General features: G+C 70.8%; 14 protein-coding genes, 1 tRNA gene and 1 riboswitch. Of the genes, 9 read left to right on the forward strand and 6 right to left on the reverse strand.

The window, feature by feature from the left end:
• Positions 1 to 15: 15 nt before the first annotated feature.
• Entirely contained in the window at positions 16 to 1,176 is a 1,161-nt protein-coding gene (locus AB0C16_RS17975; RefSeq protein WP_357684129.1) for an acyl-CoA dehydrogenase family protein, read from the forward strand.
• A complete protein-coding gene (locus AB0C16_RS17980) occupies positions 1,173 to 2,303 on the forward strand; it encodes an acyl-CoA dehydrogenase family protein (RefSeq protein ID WP_357684131.1) in 1,131 nt (376 codons plus the stop codon). Before AB0C16_RS17975 ends, AB0C16_RS17980 begins: the two co-directional genes overlap by 4 nt.
• On the opposite strand, the gene AB0C16_RS17985 is transcribed toward AB0C16_RS17980, so the two are convergent.
• On the reverse strand, positions 2,274 to 2,864 hold the full coding sequence (locus AB0C16_RS17985; RefSeq protein WP_357684133.1) for a TetR/AcrR family transcriptional regulator: 591 nt from the start codon (positions 2,862 to 2,864) through the stop codon (positions 2,274 to 2,276). The genes AB0C16_RS17980 and AB0C16_RS17985 overlap by 30 nt on opposite strands.
• Positions 2,865 to 3,050: 186 nt before the next feature.
• On the opposite strand from AB0C16_RS17985, the gene AB0C16_RS17990 reads away from it, so the two are divergent.
• On the forward strand, positions 3,051 to 3,821 hold the full coding sequence (locus tag AB0C16_RS17990; protein ID WP_357684135.1) for a nuclease-related domain-containing protein: 771 nt from the start codon (positions 3,051 to 3,053) through the stop codon (positions 3,819 to 3,821).
• Positions 3,822 to 3,899: 78 nt separating this feature from the next.
• On the opposite strand, the gene AB0C16_RS17995 is transcribed toward AB0C16_RS17990, so the two are convergent.
• A complete protein-coding gene (locus AB0C16_RS17995; protein WP_357684137.1) occupies positions 3,900 to 5,267 on the reverse strand; it encodes a VWA domain-containing protein in 1,368 nt (455 codons plus the stop codon).
• A 28-nt stretch (positions 5,268 to 5,295) separates the two neighbouring features.
• Positions 5,296 to 6,135, reverse strand: a complete 840-nt coding sequence (locus tag AB0C16_RS18000) for a MoxR family ATPase (protein ID WP_357684139.1) — start codon at positions 6,133 to 6,135, stop codon at positions 5,296 to 5,298.
• A gap of 98 nt (positions 6,136 to 6,233) precedes the next feature.
• On the opposite strand from AB0C16_RS18000, the gene AB0C16_RS18005 reads away from it, so the two are divergent.
• Positions 6,234 to 6,307 (forward strand) — tRNA-Lys (locus AB0C16_RS18005).
• A 196-nt stretch (positions 6,308 to 6,503) separates the two neighbouring features.
• Positions 6,504 to 6,905 carry an NUDIX domain-containing protein gene (locus AB0C16_RS18010; RefSeq protein WP_357684141.1) on the forward strand — a complete coding sequence of 134 codons (402 nt, stop codon included), beginning with the start codon at positions 6,504 to 6,506 and terminating at the stop codon, positions 6,903 to 6,905.
• 127 nt (positions 6,906 to 7,032) lie between these two features.
• Here AB0C16_RS18010 and AB0C16_RS18015 read toward each other — a convergent pair whose 3' ends face one another.
• Positions 7,033 to 7,914: a universal stress protein gene (locus AB0C16_RS18015; protein WP_357684143.1), complete on the reverse strand. Its 882-nt coding sequence runs from the start codon at positions 7,912 to 7,914 to the stop codon at positions 7,033 to 7,035.
• Between the two features lie 535 nt (positions 7,915 to 8,449).
• On the opposite strand from AB0C16_RS18015, the gene AB0C16_RS18020 reads away from it, so the two are divergent.
• Positions 8,450 to 9,556 (forward strand): methyltransferase domain-containing protein, encoded by a 1,107-nt coding sequence (locus AB0C16_RS18020; protein WP_357684145.1) that lies wholly within the window; start codon positions 8,450 to 8,452, stop codon positions 9,554 to 9,556.
• A 164-nt stretch (positions 9,557 to 9,720) separates the two neighbouring features.
• Here AB0C16_RS18020 and AB0C16_RS18025 read toward each other — a convergent pair whose 3' ends face one another.
• On the reverse strand, positions 9,721 to 10,110 hold the full coding sequence (locus AB0C16_RS18025; RefSeq protein WP_357684147.1) for a DUF1232 domain-containing protein: 390 nt from the start codon (positions 10,108 to 10,110) through the stop codon (positions 9,721 to 9,723).
• A gap of 167 nt (positions 10,111 to 10,277) precedes the next feature.
• Entirely contained in the window at positions 10,278 to 11,303 is a 1,026-nt protein-coding gene (locus tag AB0C16_RS18030) for a rod shape-determining protein (RefSeq protein WP_357684149.1), read from the reverse strand.
• Between the two features lie 130 nt (positions 11,304 to 11,433).
• Here AB0C16_RS18030 and AB0C16_RS18035 point away from each other — a divergent pair, with 130 nt between their 5' ends.
• From AB0C16_RS18035 to AB0C16_RS18045, 3 genes are all read left to right on the forward strand, one after another.
• On the forward strand, positions 11,434 to 12,291 hold the full coding sequence (locus AB0C16_RS18035) for an aldo/keto reductase (RefSeq protein ID WP_357684151.1): 858 nt from the start codon (positions 11,434 to 11,436) through the stop codon (positions 12,289 to 12,291).
• Between the two features lie 81 nt (positions 12,292 to 12,372).
• Positions 12,373 to 12,573 carry a DUF5302 domain-containing protein gene (locus AB0C16_RS18040; RefSeq protein WP_357684152.1) on the forward strand — a complete coding sequence of 67 codons (201 nt, stop codon included), beginning with the start codon at positions 12,373 to 12,375 and terminating at the stop codon, positions 12,571 to 12,573.
• A 163-nt stretch (positions 12,574 to 12,736) separates the two neighbouring features.
• Positions 12,737 to 12,872, forward strand: a riboswitch (cyclic di-AMP (ydaO/yuaA leader).
• 184 nt (positions 12,873 to 13,056) lie between these two features.
• Positions 13,057 to 13,806: a hypothetical protein gene (locus AB0C16_RS18045; RefSeq protein ID WP_357684154.1), complete on the forward strand. Its 750-nt coding sequence runs from the start codon at positions 13,057 to 13,059 to the stop codon at positions 13,804 to 13,806.
• Positions 13,807 to 13,965: the final 159 nt, after the last annotated feature.

Consider the following 13,965-nt stretch of genomic DNA (forward strand, 5'->3'; position numbering starts at 1 on the left):
CACAAGGGAGCTGGAGTGGACGAAGCGCGGCTCAAGGAGCGCGTGGCCGCGTTCCTTGGCGAGAACGACCCGAGCGGCGACCGGCTGGAGTTCCTGCGGGCCAGGTTCGACGCCGGGCTGGCGTGGGTGTGGTTCCCCGAGGGGCTCGGCGGCCTCGGAGCATCGCGTGAGCTGCAGCAGGTCGTCGAGCACGAGTTGGCCGGCACGCCGCAGCTCAGCAGCGTCCAGGGCATCGGCCTGGGCATGGCCGCGCCGACGATCCTGGCGTTCGGCACCGACGAGCAGAAGCGCCGGTTCCTGCGGCCGCTGTGGACCGGCGAGGAGATCTGGTGCCAGCTCTTCAGCGAGCCCGGCGCCGGCTCCGACCTGGCCACGCTCGCCACCCGGGCGGTCCGCGACGGTGACGAGTGGGTCGTGGACGGCCAGAAGGTGTGGACGTCCGGCGCCCACCACTCCAGGTGGGCGATCCTGGTCACCCGCACCGACCCCGACGTGCCCAAGCACCGCGGCATGACCTACTTCGTCTGCGACATGCAGGCTCCCGGCGTCGAGGTGCGCCCGCTGCGCCAGATCACCGGCGAGGCCGAGTTCAACGAGGTGTTCCTCACCGGCGTGCGGCTCTCCGACGACCTGCGGCTCGGCGAGGTGGGCGACGGCTGGCGCGTGGCGCAGACCACGCTGATGAACGAGCGCGTGGCGATCGGCGGCGCTCCCGTCCGCCGGGGCGGCGGCATGTTCGGCTCCGTGCTGGAGACCTGGCGCGAGCACCCCGAGCTGCGCACCCACGACCTGCACCAGCGGCTGCTGTCGCTCTGGGTGGAGGCGGAGGTGACCCGACTGTCCGGCGCGCGGCTGCGCGAGCAGCTGGTCGCGGGCCAGCCCGGACCTGAGGGCTCGGGCATGAAGCTGTCGTTCGCCAAGCTCAACCAGGCGCTGTCGGGCCTCGACGTCGAGCTCAGACGCGATCTCGGCTACGACGACTGGACGTTCCGCCGCTCGGAGGGCGTCGACTTCTACGGCCGCGGGGCCGGATATCGCTACCTGCGGGCCAAGGGCAACTCCATCGAGGGCGGCACCTCGGAGATCCTGCGCAACATCATCTCCGAGCGGGTGCTCGGCCTGCCCTCCGAACCCCGCGTCGACAAGGACGTGCCCTGGAAGGACCTGCCCCGATGACGGCGAGTGTGGCGGAGGAGAAGGGGAAGCGCCCCATGACGCTGCTGTATTCCGAGGTCGAAGAGGAGTTGCGGGCCGCCGTGCGCGGCCTGCTCGCCGACCGCTGCCCGCCCGCGACGGTGCTGAAGCGGATCGAGTCCGAGCCGTATCGTGGCAAGCTCCTCAACTCCGTATACGACCTCGATCTGTGGAAGACGCTGGCGGGTGAGATCGGCGTGGCCGGGCTGCTCATCCCCGAGGAGTACGGCGGGGCCGGCGCGACGGCCAGCGAGGCGGCGGTCGTGCTGGAGGAGCTGGGCAGGGGCGTCGCCCCGGTGCCGTTCTTCACCAGCTCGGTGCTCGCCACCCGCGCGCTGCTCCAGACGGCCACCTCCGACCAGGCGCGGGAGCTGCTCGGCCGGCTGGCGGAAGGGCGCGCCACGGCCGCCCTGGCCGTCTCCTTCGCCGCGTCCCCGTACCAGCCGGGGCGGGGGTCGGCGGTGAGCGCCGGCGACGACGGCACCCGCCTGTCGGGCTCCGTCTCGAGTGTGGCCGGAGCCGACGTGGCCGACGTGCTGCTCGTGCCCGTCGACGGCATCCTGTACGCGGCCGAAGGCGCGAGCGTCGAGGTCGTGCCCTCGCTCGACTTGACCCGGCCGGTGGCGACGGTCACCTTCGACGACACCCCGGCCACCGGGCTCGGCCCCGTGGACGTGGCCGAGGTGCTGAGATTCGGTGCCGGGTTGCTGGCCTCCGAGCAGCTGGGCGTGGCCGAGTGGTGCCTGGACACCACGCTCCGCTACGTGAAGGAACGCCACCAGTTCGCCCGGCCGATCGGGTCGTTCCAGGCGATCAAGCACCGCCTGGCCGACCTCTGGCTCGACGTGGTCCGGGCCAGGGCCGCCGCCCGGGGCGCCGTCGCCGACGGCTCGGCCGTGACCGTCGCCGTGGCCCAGGCCTGGAACGGCGGCGTGGCGGTGCACACGGCCGAGGAGGCGCTGCAGTTGCACGGCGGCATCGGGATGACGTGGGAGCATCCCGTGCATCTCTACCTCAAGCGCGCCAAGGCCACCGAGATCGCGCTCGGCACACCCGGCGACCACCGGGAGGCGCTGGCCTCACTCGCCGACGTGCCCGGCCCCGAGTGAGGCGAGCAGCAGGTCGGCGAAGTGCCTGCCCACCTGGGCGCCGGTGAGCGGCCCGTCCGTGTGATACCAGGTGCCCAGGTGGTGGACCGAGCCGAAGAAGTAGTCGACGACGAGCTCGGCGGGCACGCGGTCGCTGAACGTGCCCGCCCGCTGCCCCTCGGCCACCAGGTCGCGGAAGCGCTCGTGGTAGTGGCGGCGCTCGGCCCGCACGGTCTTCTGGGTCTCGGGCGCCAGCAGGTGCATCGACCGGAAGAAGATCTTCGAGTCGTCGAGGTTGGCCGTCGTGGTCTCCACCACGTCGGCCGCCGCCTTGTGCAGCCGCTCAGGGAGGGACTCGGGGCCGTCGGCGATCGCGGTCAGCCGCTCCATCTGCATGCGCAGCACGCGGCCGTAGATCTCCTGCAGCAGATCATCTTTAGAGCTGAAATAGTGGTACATGGCGCCTTTGGTGACGCCCGCCGCCAGCACGATCTCCTGTACCGAGGTGCTCTCGAAGCCACGCTCGGCGAACAGCCGCGTCGCCGCGCCCAGCAGCCTCTGGCGTACCGGTTCCTCTTTCACACGCGTCCCCCTCCGTCACCTCCCACAGCATACCGACTGGTCGGTTGATTGGTCTTCTGTTGGTCTTCCGGGTGCTATTTCCGTCACCTTAGGGTGTCCTTGCTTGGAGTGGGGTATTACTTGATCAGGCGAGGGATCTTCGGCGTGGCAGATCCTCATGGTCACAACTCATTCGGGGAGTTTGCCGTGCCCGGTGGCTCGATCTACGTGCAGCAGGACGAGAAGTTCACTGGCTCGTCGCCTCAGTGGTACTACGAGAAGTTCTGGCGGGAGGATGCCCGCAACCGGCAGAAGTCGCGCATCGTGAAGGCCGTCGTGGGCTTCGCGGTCGGCATCGCCCTGGCGATCAGGTTCGAGGTCGAGCTCGCCGCCCTGGTCGGCCTCGCGTTCGCCGGGATCGTGGCCGGCGCCGACTGGTGGCTCGACTGGCGTTCGTTCCGCGCCACCGCCGTCTGGCGGGGCAGGCGGCGCGGCGAGGTGATCACCCGGCGGTTGCTGCGGCGCTCGCTCGGCAGGCAGGGCTACCACGTCCTCGACGGAAGGGCCATCAGAGACCAGGCGTCCATCGACCACCTGGTGATCGGCCCCGGCGGCGTCTGGATCGTCGACAACGAGTCGTGGAGCCCCGACACGGAGATCGCCACCTATGCCGGGCGGCTGTTCTTCGGCGAGCGCTACGGCACCAAGGTGGCCAAGCCGCTGATCGACACCGCTGAGGCGTTCGCCCAGTTATTGACCCGCGAGACCGGCATCCCGGTGCGGATCACGCCGCTGCTCGCCGTGCACTGCGGCTCGCTGCCGCGCGGCGGCTCGGTCGCCGCCGAAGGCGTCACCCTCCTCAGGCCGCGCCTGGTGGCCAGGCAGATCAAGTCCTCGCGGGAGACCGTGCTGAGCGACGAGCAGGTCGAGCTGCTCGCCCGCACCGCCGCTCGCGAGCTCCAGCGTCAGCGTTCCTGACCGCGCCGTCCGGCGCTCAGGCGAGCTGTTCGATGCCCGGCCTACGGCCGGGTGAGTTGCCCGATGCCCGGCCTACGGTCAGGCGAGTTGCTCGATGAAGCCGGCCAGCTGGGAGACGTTGCGGCACTCGTGCATGGGGACGACCGTCCCGTAGTCGGTGGCGATCGAGTCGCCCGTGTCCCACTGCTGCCGCGGCTCCGGGTTCAGCCAGTAGGCGTGGCGAGACCTCGCGACCAGAGACTTCAGGACGTCCAGCGCGGGCGGCTGGTAGTTGGACCGGGCGTCGCCGAGGATCAGCAGCGACGTCTTCGGCCCGATGGCGTCGCCGTAGCGCTCGGCGAACCTCTCCAGCGCGTGACCGTAGTTGGTGCGGCCGAACCTGACCATGTCCGCCTCGTTCGCGAGCCTGGTCATGGCCTCCACCACGTCCGCCCCGGGCACGAAGAACCTGGTGATCTCGTCCACCGTGTCCACGAACCCGAACGCCCGCACCTTGGTGAACTGCTCCCTCAGCGCGTACGTGAGCAGCAGGGTGAAATGGGCGAACGACGATACCGAGTCGCTGGTGTCGCAGAGGATCACCAGCTCGGGCTTGTGCGGCCGGGGCGGCTTGAAATGGGTGGTCAGCGGGACTCCGCCGCTCTGCAGGGAGGCGCGCATCGTGCGGCGGAAGTCGAGCCGCCCGCGCCGGCCCCGCCGGTGCTTGATCGTCAGCCGTGCCGCCAGCCGCCTGGCCAGCGGATGGACCTCCCGGCGCAGCCTGGCCAGGTCGGCCTTGGTGACGCGGAGGAAGTCGATCTGGTCCAGCGGGGGGCGCACGGCCGAGCGGGCGATCCGCTCGATCCCCGAGTCCTCGGCGATCCGGCGGCGCACGTCGGTGGCCACCGCCTCCTCGAACCTCCTGGTGTTGGCGGTCACCCGCTGGCGCGCCGTCTTCTCCGCCAGCCCGCCGCGCTCCTGACCGGCCAGCACCTCCCGCAGGATCCTGGCCATCAGCGTCTCGGGCGACAGGGCCCGCATGACGCTGTAGGAGAACCAGTTCTGCCGGCCCGGCCCGGCCTGCTGACGGCCGAACCGCTCGACCATGGCCCGGGCGAACTCCCGCAGCTCGGCGTCGGCGCCGTCGGTCAGCAGCCGGGCGAGGTAACCGCGCAGGTCCTCGACGGGCGCCGTCTCCGGATCGGGCATCCCCGCGGCGCCGGGCCCCTGGTCGTACAGACTGGTCGTCGAGGCCGGGAACCACAGATCGAACAGCACGTCGAACCCGGGACGGTAGCCCGGCTTCTTGACCAGCGTCGCCGCGTAGGCGGCGCGCAGCGACTCGCGCTCGGTCAGGTCGATCACCCGCAGCGCGCGCGCCGCGTCCAGGCCCTCGGCCAGCGACACGGGCAGTCCCGCCTCGCGGAGGGCATGGATGAACCCGACATGCCTGTCGACGAGCGACATGTGACCTCCAACGGATGCGATGGGCGGATCAGGCGTCCGGCAGGCCGAGCTCCTTGATCGCGCGGGTCTGGTCGGAGGCGTGCTTGAGCACCACGCCGAGCGTGCCCGCCACCGTCGCCTCGTCCAGCTCCTCGCGGCCGAGCGCCAGCAGGGTGTTGGCCCAGTCGACCGTCTCCGCCACCGACGGAGCCTTCTTCAGCTCCAGCGCGCGCAGCGTGGCGACGGTCCTGGCCAGTTGCTCCGCCAGGTCGGCGCGGATCGTGGGCACCTGGCTGAGCACGATGTCACGCTCGCGCTCGGGCGTCGGGTACTCGATGTGCAGGTAGAGGCAGCGCCGCTTGAGCGCCTCCGACAGCTCGCGGGTGGCATTGGAGGTCAGCACCACGTACGGCTTGTGCACGGCGGTGATGGTGCCCAGCTCCGGAATCGTCACCTGGAAGTCGGACAGCAGCTCCAGCAGCAGCCCCTCGACCTCGACGTCCGCCTTGTCCGTCTCGTCGATGAGCAGCACGGTCGGCACGCCCGCCCGGATCGCCTTCAGCAGCGGCCGCTCCAGCAGGAACTCCTCGGTGAAGATGTCGTCGTCGGCGCTGGTGGCCTGGATGCGCAGCAGCTGCTTCTTGTAGTTCCACTCGTACAGGGCCCTGGCCTCGTCGAGCCCCTCGTAGCACTGGAGCCTGATCAGCTCGGACCCGGTCGCCAGCGCCATGGCCTTGGCCAGCTGGGTCTTGCCGACCCCGGCGGGCCCTTCGACCAGCAGCGGCTTGCCGAGGGCCGCGGCCAGGAACACCGAGGTGGAGATGGCGTCGTCGGAGAGGTAGTCCACGGCGGCGAGCCGCTCTGTCACTTCGGCGGGCGAGTCGAACATCGATGCTCCTGTCTGCTGGCCGAACTTTATTCTAGCCGGGAGCGGGGGATAGATGCTGATTCGACCAGGGTGCCGAGTGCCGGTATATTCCTGTCTGCGCGCCGCTAGCTCAGTTGGTCAGAGCAGCTGACTCTTAATCAGCGGGTCCGGGGTTCGAGTCCCTGGCGGCGCACCGAGAAGAAAGCCCAGGTCGGTTAACCGGCCTGGGCTTTCTTCGTTGTGCCCGCCGCTACGGCAGTAAGCCCATTACGACCGGCGGACCGCCTTGGGCTGAACGGGGCGGCGGCGGTGCGCGGGGGCGTAGACTCCGGCCGATGACGGCGCGCGGACACGAACCCCGACCGGTGACGGTGCGTCACCGTGTCATCGTGGACGTACATATCCTGTTCGTCCGCGACGATCACCTGCTCCTCGGGCTGCGCGCGAACACCGGCTACGCCGACGGCCAGTGGCACCTGCCCAGCGGCCATCTGGAGGCGGGGGAGTCGGTGGTCGAGGCGGCCGTCCGGGAGGCGAGGGAAGAGGTCGGAGTGGATGTCGACCCGGCCGACCTGGCCTTCGTCCACGTGATGCACCGGGCTCCCGAACGGGTCGGGTTGTTCTTCCGCGCCGGGCGGTGGAAGGGCGAGCCCTTCAACGCCGAGCCGGACAAGTGCGCCGCCCTGGAGTGGCATCCGCTCGACCGGCTGCCCGCGGACATGGTCCCGTATCCGGCGGCGGCCGTGCACGCCATCCGGCGGGGAGAGCCGTTCGGGACCTTCGGCTTCTGAGCCGCAGGCCGCCGCCCGTCACCGGCTCGGCCAGGTACGTCGAGGGTGAGGCGGTGCAGCGGGCCGAGACCCCGCGCGACGGCGGTGGCTGAGTCCGTCCCTGGCGGGCCGGCGGAGGTCGAGCGGATCAGCTCGGCGGCGGGGTCACCGCGATGGGGCACGGAGCCTCGGACAGCACGGCCTGGGTGACCGATCCCAGGAGCGTGCTGGGCGCCGAACCGAGCCCGCGGTTGCCGAGCACGAGCAACGTCGTTCCCTTCGCCGCCTCGACCATCGCTCGCTGGGGGCGCTCGGCGACGAACTCGGTCGTGACCGATACGTCCGGGTACCGGTCGGCCAGGGGCGAGACCGCTTCCCGGAAGCGGACTTCGACGTCCTTTCGTATCGTCTGGGGATCCACGAAGGGAAGCCGGTCCGGCCCGGGTAGTGTTCCGGGATCCCACCAGCAACAGATGGCCTTCACCGTCCCACCTCGTAGCGCGGCCTCCTCCATGGCGAATTCGATGGCCGCCCGGCTCGCGGGTGAGCCGTCGACGCCGGCCACGATCCGCACCCCGTCGTGCAGGATCGCGGGCAGGGTAGGCCGTACGACGATGACCGGCCTGACGCTGTGCGCGGGCACCTGCACCGCGGCCGACCCCACCCGCAGGTCCTCGAACCCTCCCTGTCCCCGGGACCCCAGCACCACCAGTTCGGCCTGGCACGCGGCCTGCAGCAACACCGCCGAAGGAGCGCCCTTCGCCAGCAGCGGCCGGACTTCCAGGCCGGGGTCCAGCTCCCGCACGCGGCGCACGCCGTCCTCCACCACGGTGGCGGCGACCCGCTCCACCTGTTCCAGGATCTGCTGGACGACGGGGCGGAAGGCGTACGGCCAGTGCCAGGTGTGACAGACCAGCACGGGCAGATCGCGTAGCCGCGCCTCCTCGGTCGCCCAGCGCAGCGCCTGCTCGCTTCCCGGCGACTCGTCGTAGCCGACCAGCACGGGGCGCCCGCCGTCTCGATCCCGCACCGCCGCCTCCTTCCGGACGAGAATCCGTGGCCTCGCCGCTTGAGCGTTCCCGCGGCCTCCGCCGTGAGCCCCACGGGCGGCGAAACTCTTGGTCCTGCCCTTTTGACCGTGCCGTTTGGCCGCGGCATCCCATGTGACCGTGATCGCCAGCCGGGTGTGATACTCGCAGCGGCGTAGACGTCCGGCCGGCCGGTCTGCTCGCCATGCCGAGCGCGCCGCCAGATGTCCACGACCGGGCTTCGCCAACCTGTGGTCACGCTCTAGGATCGCCTTACTACACATCGTGATGACGGCACGCGAACCCCGTCGGACCTCGGGCCGGCCAGGTTCACCCCCCGATCGGCCCGCCGGATCGCGAGGGCGCCGCGATGCCCGCGAGGGCGGCCGTCTCGGCAGGAAGGGCGCCCGGCATGGGAAAGCACGATGGCGGCAAGCAGTCCGACAAGCCCGTGGACAAGCCGAAGCCGGCTCCTTCGACAGGCGACGGGCTGCGGCCCGATCGGCCCGGCCGGCATGAGAAGCCGGAGCAGCGGAAATGAGTGCCGATGATCTTGCCGATCGGTTGCCGGATCTCGATGGGCGGTGGCGGGAGGCGATGCGGGCGGTGCCCCGTCGCCTGTTCGTCCCCGGCAGGGCGTGGTGCCTGCCCGGTGAGGGCGAGGGCCACCTGATCGACCGGGCGATCGAGCCCGATCTGTGGGAACACGCCGTGTGCTCGGTGGACACGGCGATCGTGACGCAGATCGACGACGGCGCGATCGGCATAGGCGAGGGCGGGGGCGAATACACCTCTTCGGGGTCGGCGCCCGGCGTGGTCGCGGCGGAGCTGGCGCTGCTGGACCCGTATGACGGGGACGAGGTTCTGGAGATCGGCACCGGCACGGGCTGGACGGCCGCGCTGCTGGCGCATCGTCTCGGTGACGCGAACGTCACCAGCGTCGAGATCGACCCATCGGTGCTGGCCGTGGCGGAGGCGAACATCAGGAAGGCCGGGCGTTCTCCCCGGCTGGTGCTGGGCGACGGGACGAAGGGCCACCCGGAGGGAGCCCCGTACGACAGGGTGCATGTCACCTGCGGGGTGCGGGAGGTGCCGTACGGGTGGGTGGAGCAGACCCGGCCCGGCGGGGTCATCGTCCTTCCCTGGATATCCGGCTGGGAGGGGGCGCACCTGGCCAGGCTGACGGCGACCGGGGACGGCGGCGCGATGGGGGAGTTCCACCGGGCGTGCGCCTTCATGCCGTTGCGGTCGCAACGGTGGAGCGCGCCCGTGGTCGAGGGCGGCTTCCGGAGGTCGTCGACGCTGCTCGACCCGCGCCGGGTGGTGCGCTCCTCCTACGGCGCCGAGGTGGCCATCGCCGGGATGCTGCCGGGAGTGTGCGGCACCCATGCCGACGAGGAGGGGGGCGGGTTCCGCGTCTGGCTGTGGTCGGACGATTCCGAGGCCCACGCGCACTACACGCCGGACTACAAGCGGATCTCGGTCTGGCAGCGCGGACCACGTGACCTGTGGGACGAGGTGGAGGCGGCGTTCCTGCGATGGGTCTCCTGGGGCAGCCCCGGCCGTGACCGCTTCGGCATGACGGTCACCCCCGAAGGCCAGTACATCTGGCGCGACACCCCCGGCGACCCGGTCAGTCCCTAGGAGTTCGCGGGAGTGAAGCTGAGGCCGTCCTCGTGGGATTCGAGGTAGCCGCCGGCCGGGAGGTTGAAGCAGGCGGGGACGACGCGGACACCGGTGCCGGTGTAGCGGCGCCGCCGAGCGGGTGCTCGACCAGTTGAAGGCCGACGTCCGCGCCTCAGGCGCCGCTAGCGCTGCCCGATCAGCCTGAGCAGCAGGCGCGGTTCGCCCGGCCAGGCTTCCAGCAGCACCTCGCGGGGCACCTGCCGGGCGGCGTACCTCAGTGCCAGGGCCACCACCACGATGTCGTCCAGGGGGCCGATGACCGGCAGGAACTCGGGGATCAGGTCGATCGGGCTGGCCACCCACACGCCCGCGAACACGATGGCCGCCCTCGCCCGGCGCGGCACCTGGGGATGCCGGCGCAGCCTGCGGACGGTGGTGAGACAGTCGGGGATGAACGCGGCCAGATCCCGCGCGGTGCCCGGCGGCAGCCGGCGCGCCAGCACCACCAGCACACCCCAGCACGCCACCACGCAGACCACGCCGACAGCCAGCCCGATCAACCAGGCACGCACCGCCCGCCTCCTCCGTCACGAATCCACCGCGAATCCACCGCGAATCCACCGCGAATCCACCGCGAATCCACCGCGAATCCACCGCGAACCCACCCGGCTCGCGCCGGTGACATCCACTCTCGCAGGGATTGGCGGCGGCCGTGAGGGGTGCCCCAGGTGCCGTCGGCTCATCGGCGAACGGCGTGCAGCCGGGCGGCGAGTGCCAGGTCGTCCGCGCAGTGGCCGAGGCCGAGGGCCACCGACTCCCGAGGTCGCTCGGCCCGGCGCACGGGGACGCCGAGCCGGGCGCGCAGCCGCCTGCCCAGGCCGCGTACCAGGGAGCCGCCCCCGACCAGGACCGCGCCGCGGGTGGCCACGTCGGCGGCCAGGTCGGCGGGACAGCCGTCCATCGCGGAGATCGCGGCCCGGACGATCACGTCGGCCGGCTGCGAGGTGGCCTCGTAGAGGTCCTGGGCCGTCAGCGTGACCCGGCTCTCGTGTCCGGTCTCCGGGACGCGGGCGCGCACGGTGACCTGCCGGTCGAGCGGCTTCCAGGCCGTGCCGAGGCCGTGCTTGGCCGCCTCGGCGTCGCCGTCGCCGACGATCAGGCCGTGGTCGCGTTCGACGAGGCGGGCGATGGAGCCGTTCACGTGGGCGCCGCCGCTCCTGACCGACCGTGTGGTGAGCACGCGGTCGCCGGCGACGATCGCGATCCGGGTCGTGTGGTGGCCGATGTCGATGATCATCACTCCGGCCGGCTCGCCGATCGGCAGCCCCGCGCCGAGCGCCGCCGCCAGCGCGTGCCGGACGAGGTAGATCTGCCGCGCGTCCGCCTCGAAGGCCAGATCCTGGACGTCGCGGCGGTCGGTGGCGGTCGAGTCGTCCGGGACGGCCATGACCACGCGCGGCCTGGCGTACGGGTGCGCGTGCACCTTGCGCAGGAAGTGCTTGAGCAGCCGCTGCGTGAACTCCCGATCGAGCGCGTCCGACCCGCCGACCGGTCGGACCGCCCGCGTTCCACCGGCGGGCCCGGACGCGTCGTCGCCGCCGGCCGGCCGGTCCGCGCCGTACGACACGATCTTGCCGGTACGGGTGTCGCAGGTGACGATGGAGGGCTCGTCGAGCACGATGCCCCTGCCCCGGGAGTAGATCCGCGTGCCGGCCGCACCGAGGTCCACAGCCAGGTCCTGGCCCATGAGACGGAACAGGCTCATCGCCACCCCAGAGGTGTCACCGGGATGAACCCCGCCCCAACCCCGGATCAGGGAGATTCTTCACCGCGTCCGCACCCGCCCCACCCTGCCGGGTGGCCCGGGCGCCAGACTCGCGTTGCAGGATGGTGTCATGAAGACGCGATCAATCGGGGAGACCGAAGTCAGTGCCATCGGTCTCGGTGCCATGCCCATGTCGGTGGCGGGTCACATGCCGGACGAGGCCCAGTCGATCCGGACCATCCACGCCGCGCTCGACGCGGGCGTCACCCTGATCGACACGGCCGACGCCTACACGCCGTCCCATGACCTGGTGGGCCACAACGAACGCCTGGTGGCCAAGGCGCTGGCGAGCTGGGGCGGCGACACCGGTGGGGTGTTGGTGGCGACCAAGGGCGGGCACACCCGCACGCCGGGCGGTGGCTGGGACGTCGACGGCAGGCCCGAGTACCTGGCGGAGGCGTGTGACCGCTCGCTGAAGGCGCTGAACGTGGACGTGATCGGCCTTTACCAGCACCACCGGCCCGATCCGGCCGTGCCGTACGAGGAGACGATCGGCGCGCTGCGCGACCTGCTCGACGCCGGCAAGATCCGGATGGCGGGCATCTCCAACGCGAATCCCGACCAGATCCGGCTGGCCAGGGACATCCTCGGCGGGCGGCTGGCCGCCGTGCAGAACGAGTACTCGCCGCGTTTCCGTTCCAGCGAGCCCGAGGTCGACCTGTGCGAGGAGTTCGGTGTGGCGTTCTTGCCCTGGTCGCCGCTGGGTGGCATCAGCTCGGCGGGGAGGCTGGGCAGCGGGCACGCGGGGTTCGCCAGGGTGGCCGAGCAGCGGGGCGTGTCACCGCAGCAGGTCTGCCTGGCCTGGGAGCTGGCCCGCAGCCCGGTGATGATCCCGATCCCCGGCGCGAGCCGCCCGGAGTCGATCCTCGACTCGGCGGCGGCGGCCGGTCTCGTCCTCACGGAGGAGGAACTGGCCCTGCTCGGCTGAACACGCGGTCCGCGTGCCCGGTTTCGCGTCACGAGCGCGGCCGTGCGAAGCTTTGACTGTCCCCAACACCAGGAGGTCCTCATGGCGGAAACACCAGAACCGGAAGTCGGCGAAACTCCCGAGGACGAGATGAAGCGCAAGTTCCGCGAGGCGCTGGAGCGCAAGCGTAACCAGCATGCCGACTCGGGCGCGGGTGGCAGGGGCGCCGATCAATCGAAGATCCACGGGGCCCACGGGCCGGCTGCCAACAAGCGGTCTTTCAGACGCAAGAGCGGTGGCTGAGGCCTGACTTTTCCGGGGGGTACGGGATGCCGTGCCCCCCTTCTCTTTGCCGTCTTAGGTAGATCTTCGTCCGATTCATGGGCTTATCTTTGCGTATGTCCGTTTCTTGCGGTAACGTTCTTTGCGTTCCAGCCGGTGACTTGGCCCTTCGCCAGGAAGAGGCAGCCGGCTGGCGCCGAATCCCGCTCAGGCGGGAACCGGGGACCCACCTTTCTGGGGTGAATCCGGCGCTCGCGCCGGTAGGGCATCTCCACGCCCGAACCCGTCAGCTAACCCGGTAGGCGAGATGGAGAGGACATCCCTATCGTGAAGCACCCCCGCACACCCCCACCTCGCGCATCGTCGCAAGCCGCCCACTGAGCGGCCGCCTCTACTGACTTCAGCGCTCCGCGCGTAAGCGTAGCGACCGTCGGCGTTTCCGCCCGGCTACGCCTCCCTGCGGGAGCGCATTCCCCGTTTCCTCAGTAAAGGACTTTCTTCTTCATGTCTGTTCGCTTTGGCAAACGTTCTTTCACTCTGCTCACCGCAGCGGCGCTCGGCGCGCTCACCATTGGCACGGGTGCCGCGCAGGCCGACACCGACGACGAGACGAAGATCATGCTCAAGGGGTCGACCACGGCCTCCTATTTCTGGGACGACTCCTCCGGCCGCGCCGGTGACACCGGCCTGCCGGCCAGTGGCAAGCCCATGCAGAAGGGTCTGGCCGCCAGCCCGAGCTGGCCGCTGATGACCGAGGGCTACGTCGTCTACAACGGTAAGAAGGCGCCGTTCTTCGTCGGCGACCGCGGCCCCGGCATCCCCTCCAACAAGGGCATCATGCTCGACCTGGACGCCAAGACGTTCGCCTCCCTGACCGGGGGCACCTTCAACTCCCGCACGCTGGGCGTCGACGGCGTCGGCGGCCAGGGCCACATCAAGGTCGAGTACGTCATCACCAAGTGGGGCGACGGCGTGGGCAAGAAGAACCACCCGGTCGCCTTCTCGACCGGCTCCTGGTCCCGGATCGACCGGAACCCGGCCGAGCCGCCGCAGATCCTGGCCGAGAAGAAGGTCGAGAAGAAGGCCGAGGAGACGAGCGCACCGGGTTCGGCCGGTCAGCCGATCGCCGCTCCCGAGCCGAACGTCGAGGGTGCCGGCGCGGCGGGCGCCCTGGCCCTGGTCGGCGGCCTGGCCGCCATGGGTGGTGCGCTGGTCGTCGGTCGCGAGCGCGTCAACGGCCCGAGCCGGCGCTGACGGGTCTTTACCGGGTCTTCTCGTTTGACCGGGGTGGCGCTGCCGCTTGATCGCTCTCCGTGACCGCATGGCCGTCACGGAGGGTCACCAACGCCAGCAATCGGGAACAGGAAACGCCCGCGACCTCTAAGATCACGATCTTGTCTAGGGAAAGTGATC

The organism is Nonomuraea sp. NPDC048916, from assembly GCF_040649575.1.
GTDB lineage: Bacteria > Actinomycetota > Actinomycetes > Streptosporangiales > Streptosporangiaceae > Nonomuraea.

Excerpts from the sequence above, each read along its gene's own strand:
- AB0C16_RS18035 (WP_357684151.1), top strand. The coding sequence starts at position 11,434 with ATGAAGACGCGATCAATCGGGGAGACCGAAGTCAGTGCCATCGGTCTC.
- AB0C16_RS17980 (WP_357684131.1), top strand. The coding sequence starts at position 1,173 with ATGACGGCGAGTGTGGCGGAGGAGAAGGGGAAGCGCCCCATGACGCTG.
- AB0C16_RS18030 (WP_357684149.1), bottom strand. The coding sequence starts at position 11,303 with ATGAGCCTGTTCCGTCTCATGGGCCAGGACCTGGCTGTGGACCTCGGT.
- AB0C16_RS18040 (WP_357684152.1), top strand. The coding sequence starts at position 12,373 with ATGGCGGAAACACCAGAACCGGAAGTCGGCGAAACTCCCGAGGACGAG.
- AB0C16_RS18020 (WP_357684145.1), top strand. The coding sequence starts at position 8,450 with ATGAGTGCCGATGATCTTGCCGATCGGTTGCCGGATCTCGATGGGCGG.
- AB0C16_RS18000 (WP_357684139.1), bottom strand. The coding sequence starts at position 6,135 with ATGTTCGACTCGCCCGCCGAAGTGACAGAGCGGCTCGCCGCCGTGGAC.
- AB0C16_RS17995 (WP_357684137.1), bottom strand. The coding sequence starts at position 5,267 with ATGTCGCTCGTCGACAGGCATGTCGGGTTCATCCATGCCCTCCGCGAG.
- AB0C16_RS18045 (WP_357684154.1), top strand. The coding sequence starts at position 13,057 with ATGTCTGTTCGCTTTGGCAAACGTTCTTTCACTCTGCTCACCGCAGCG.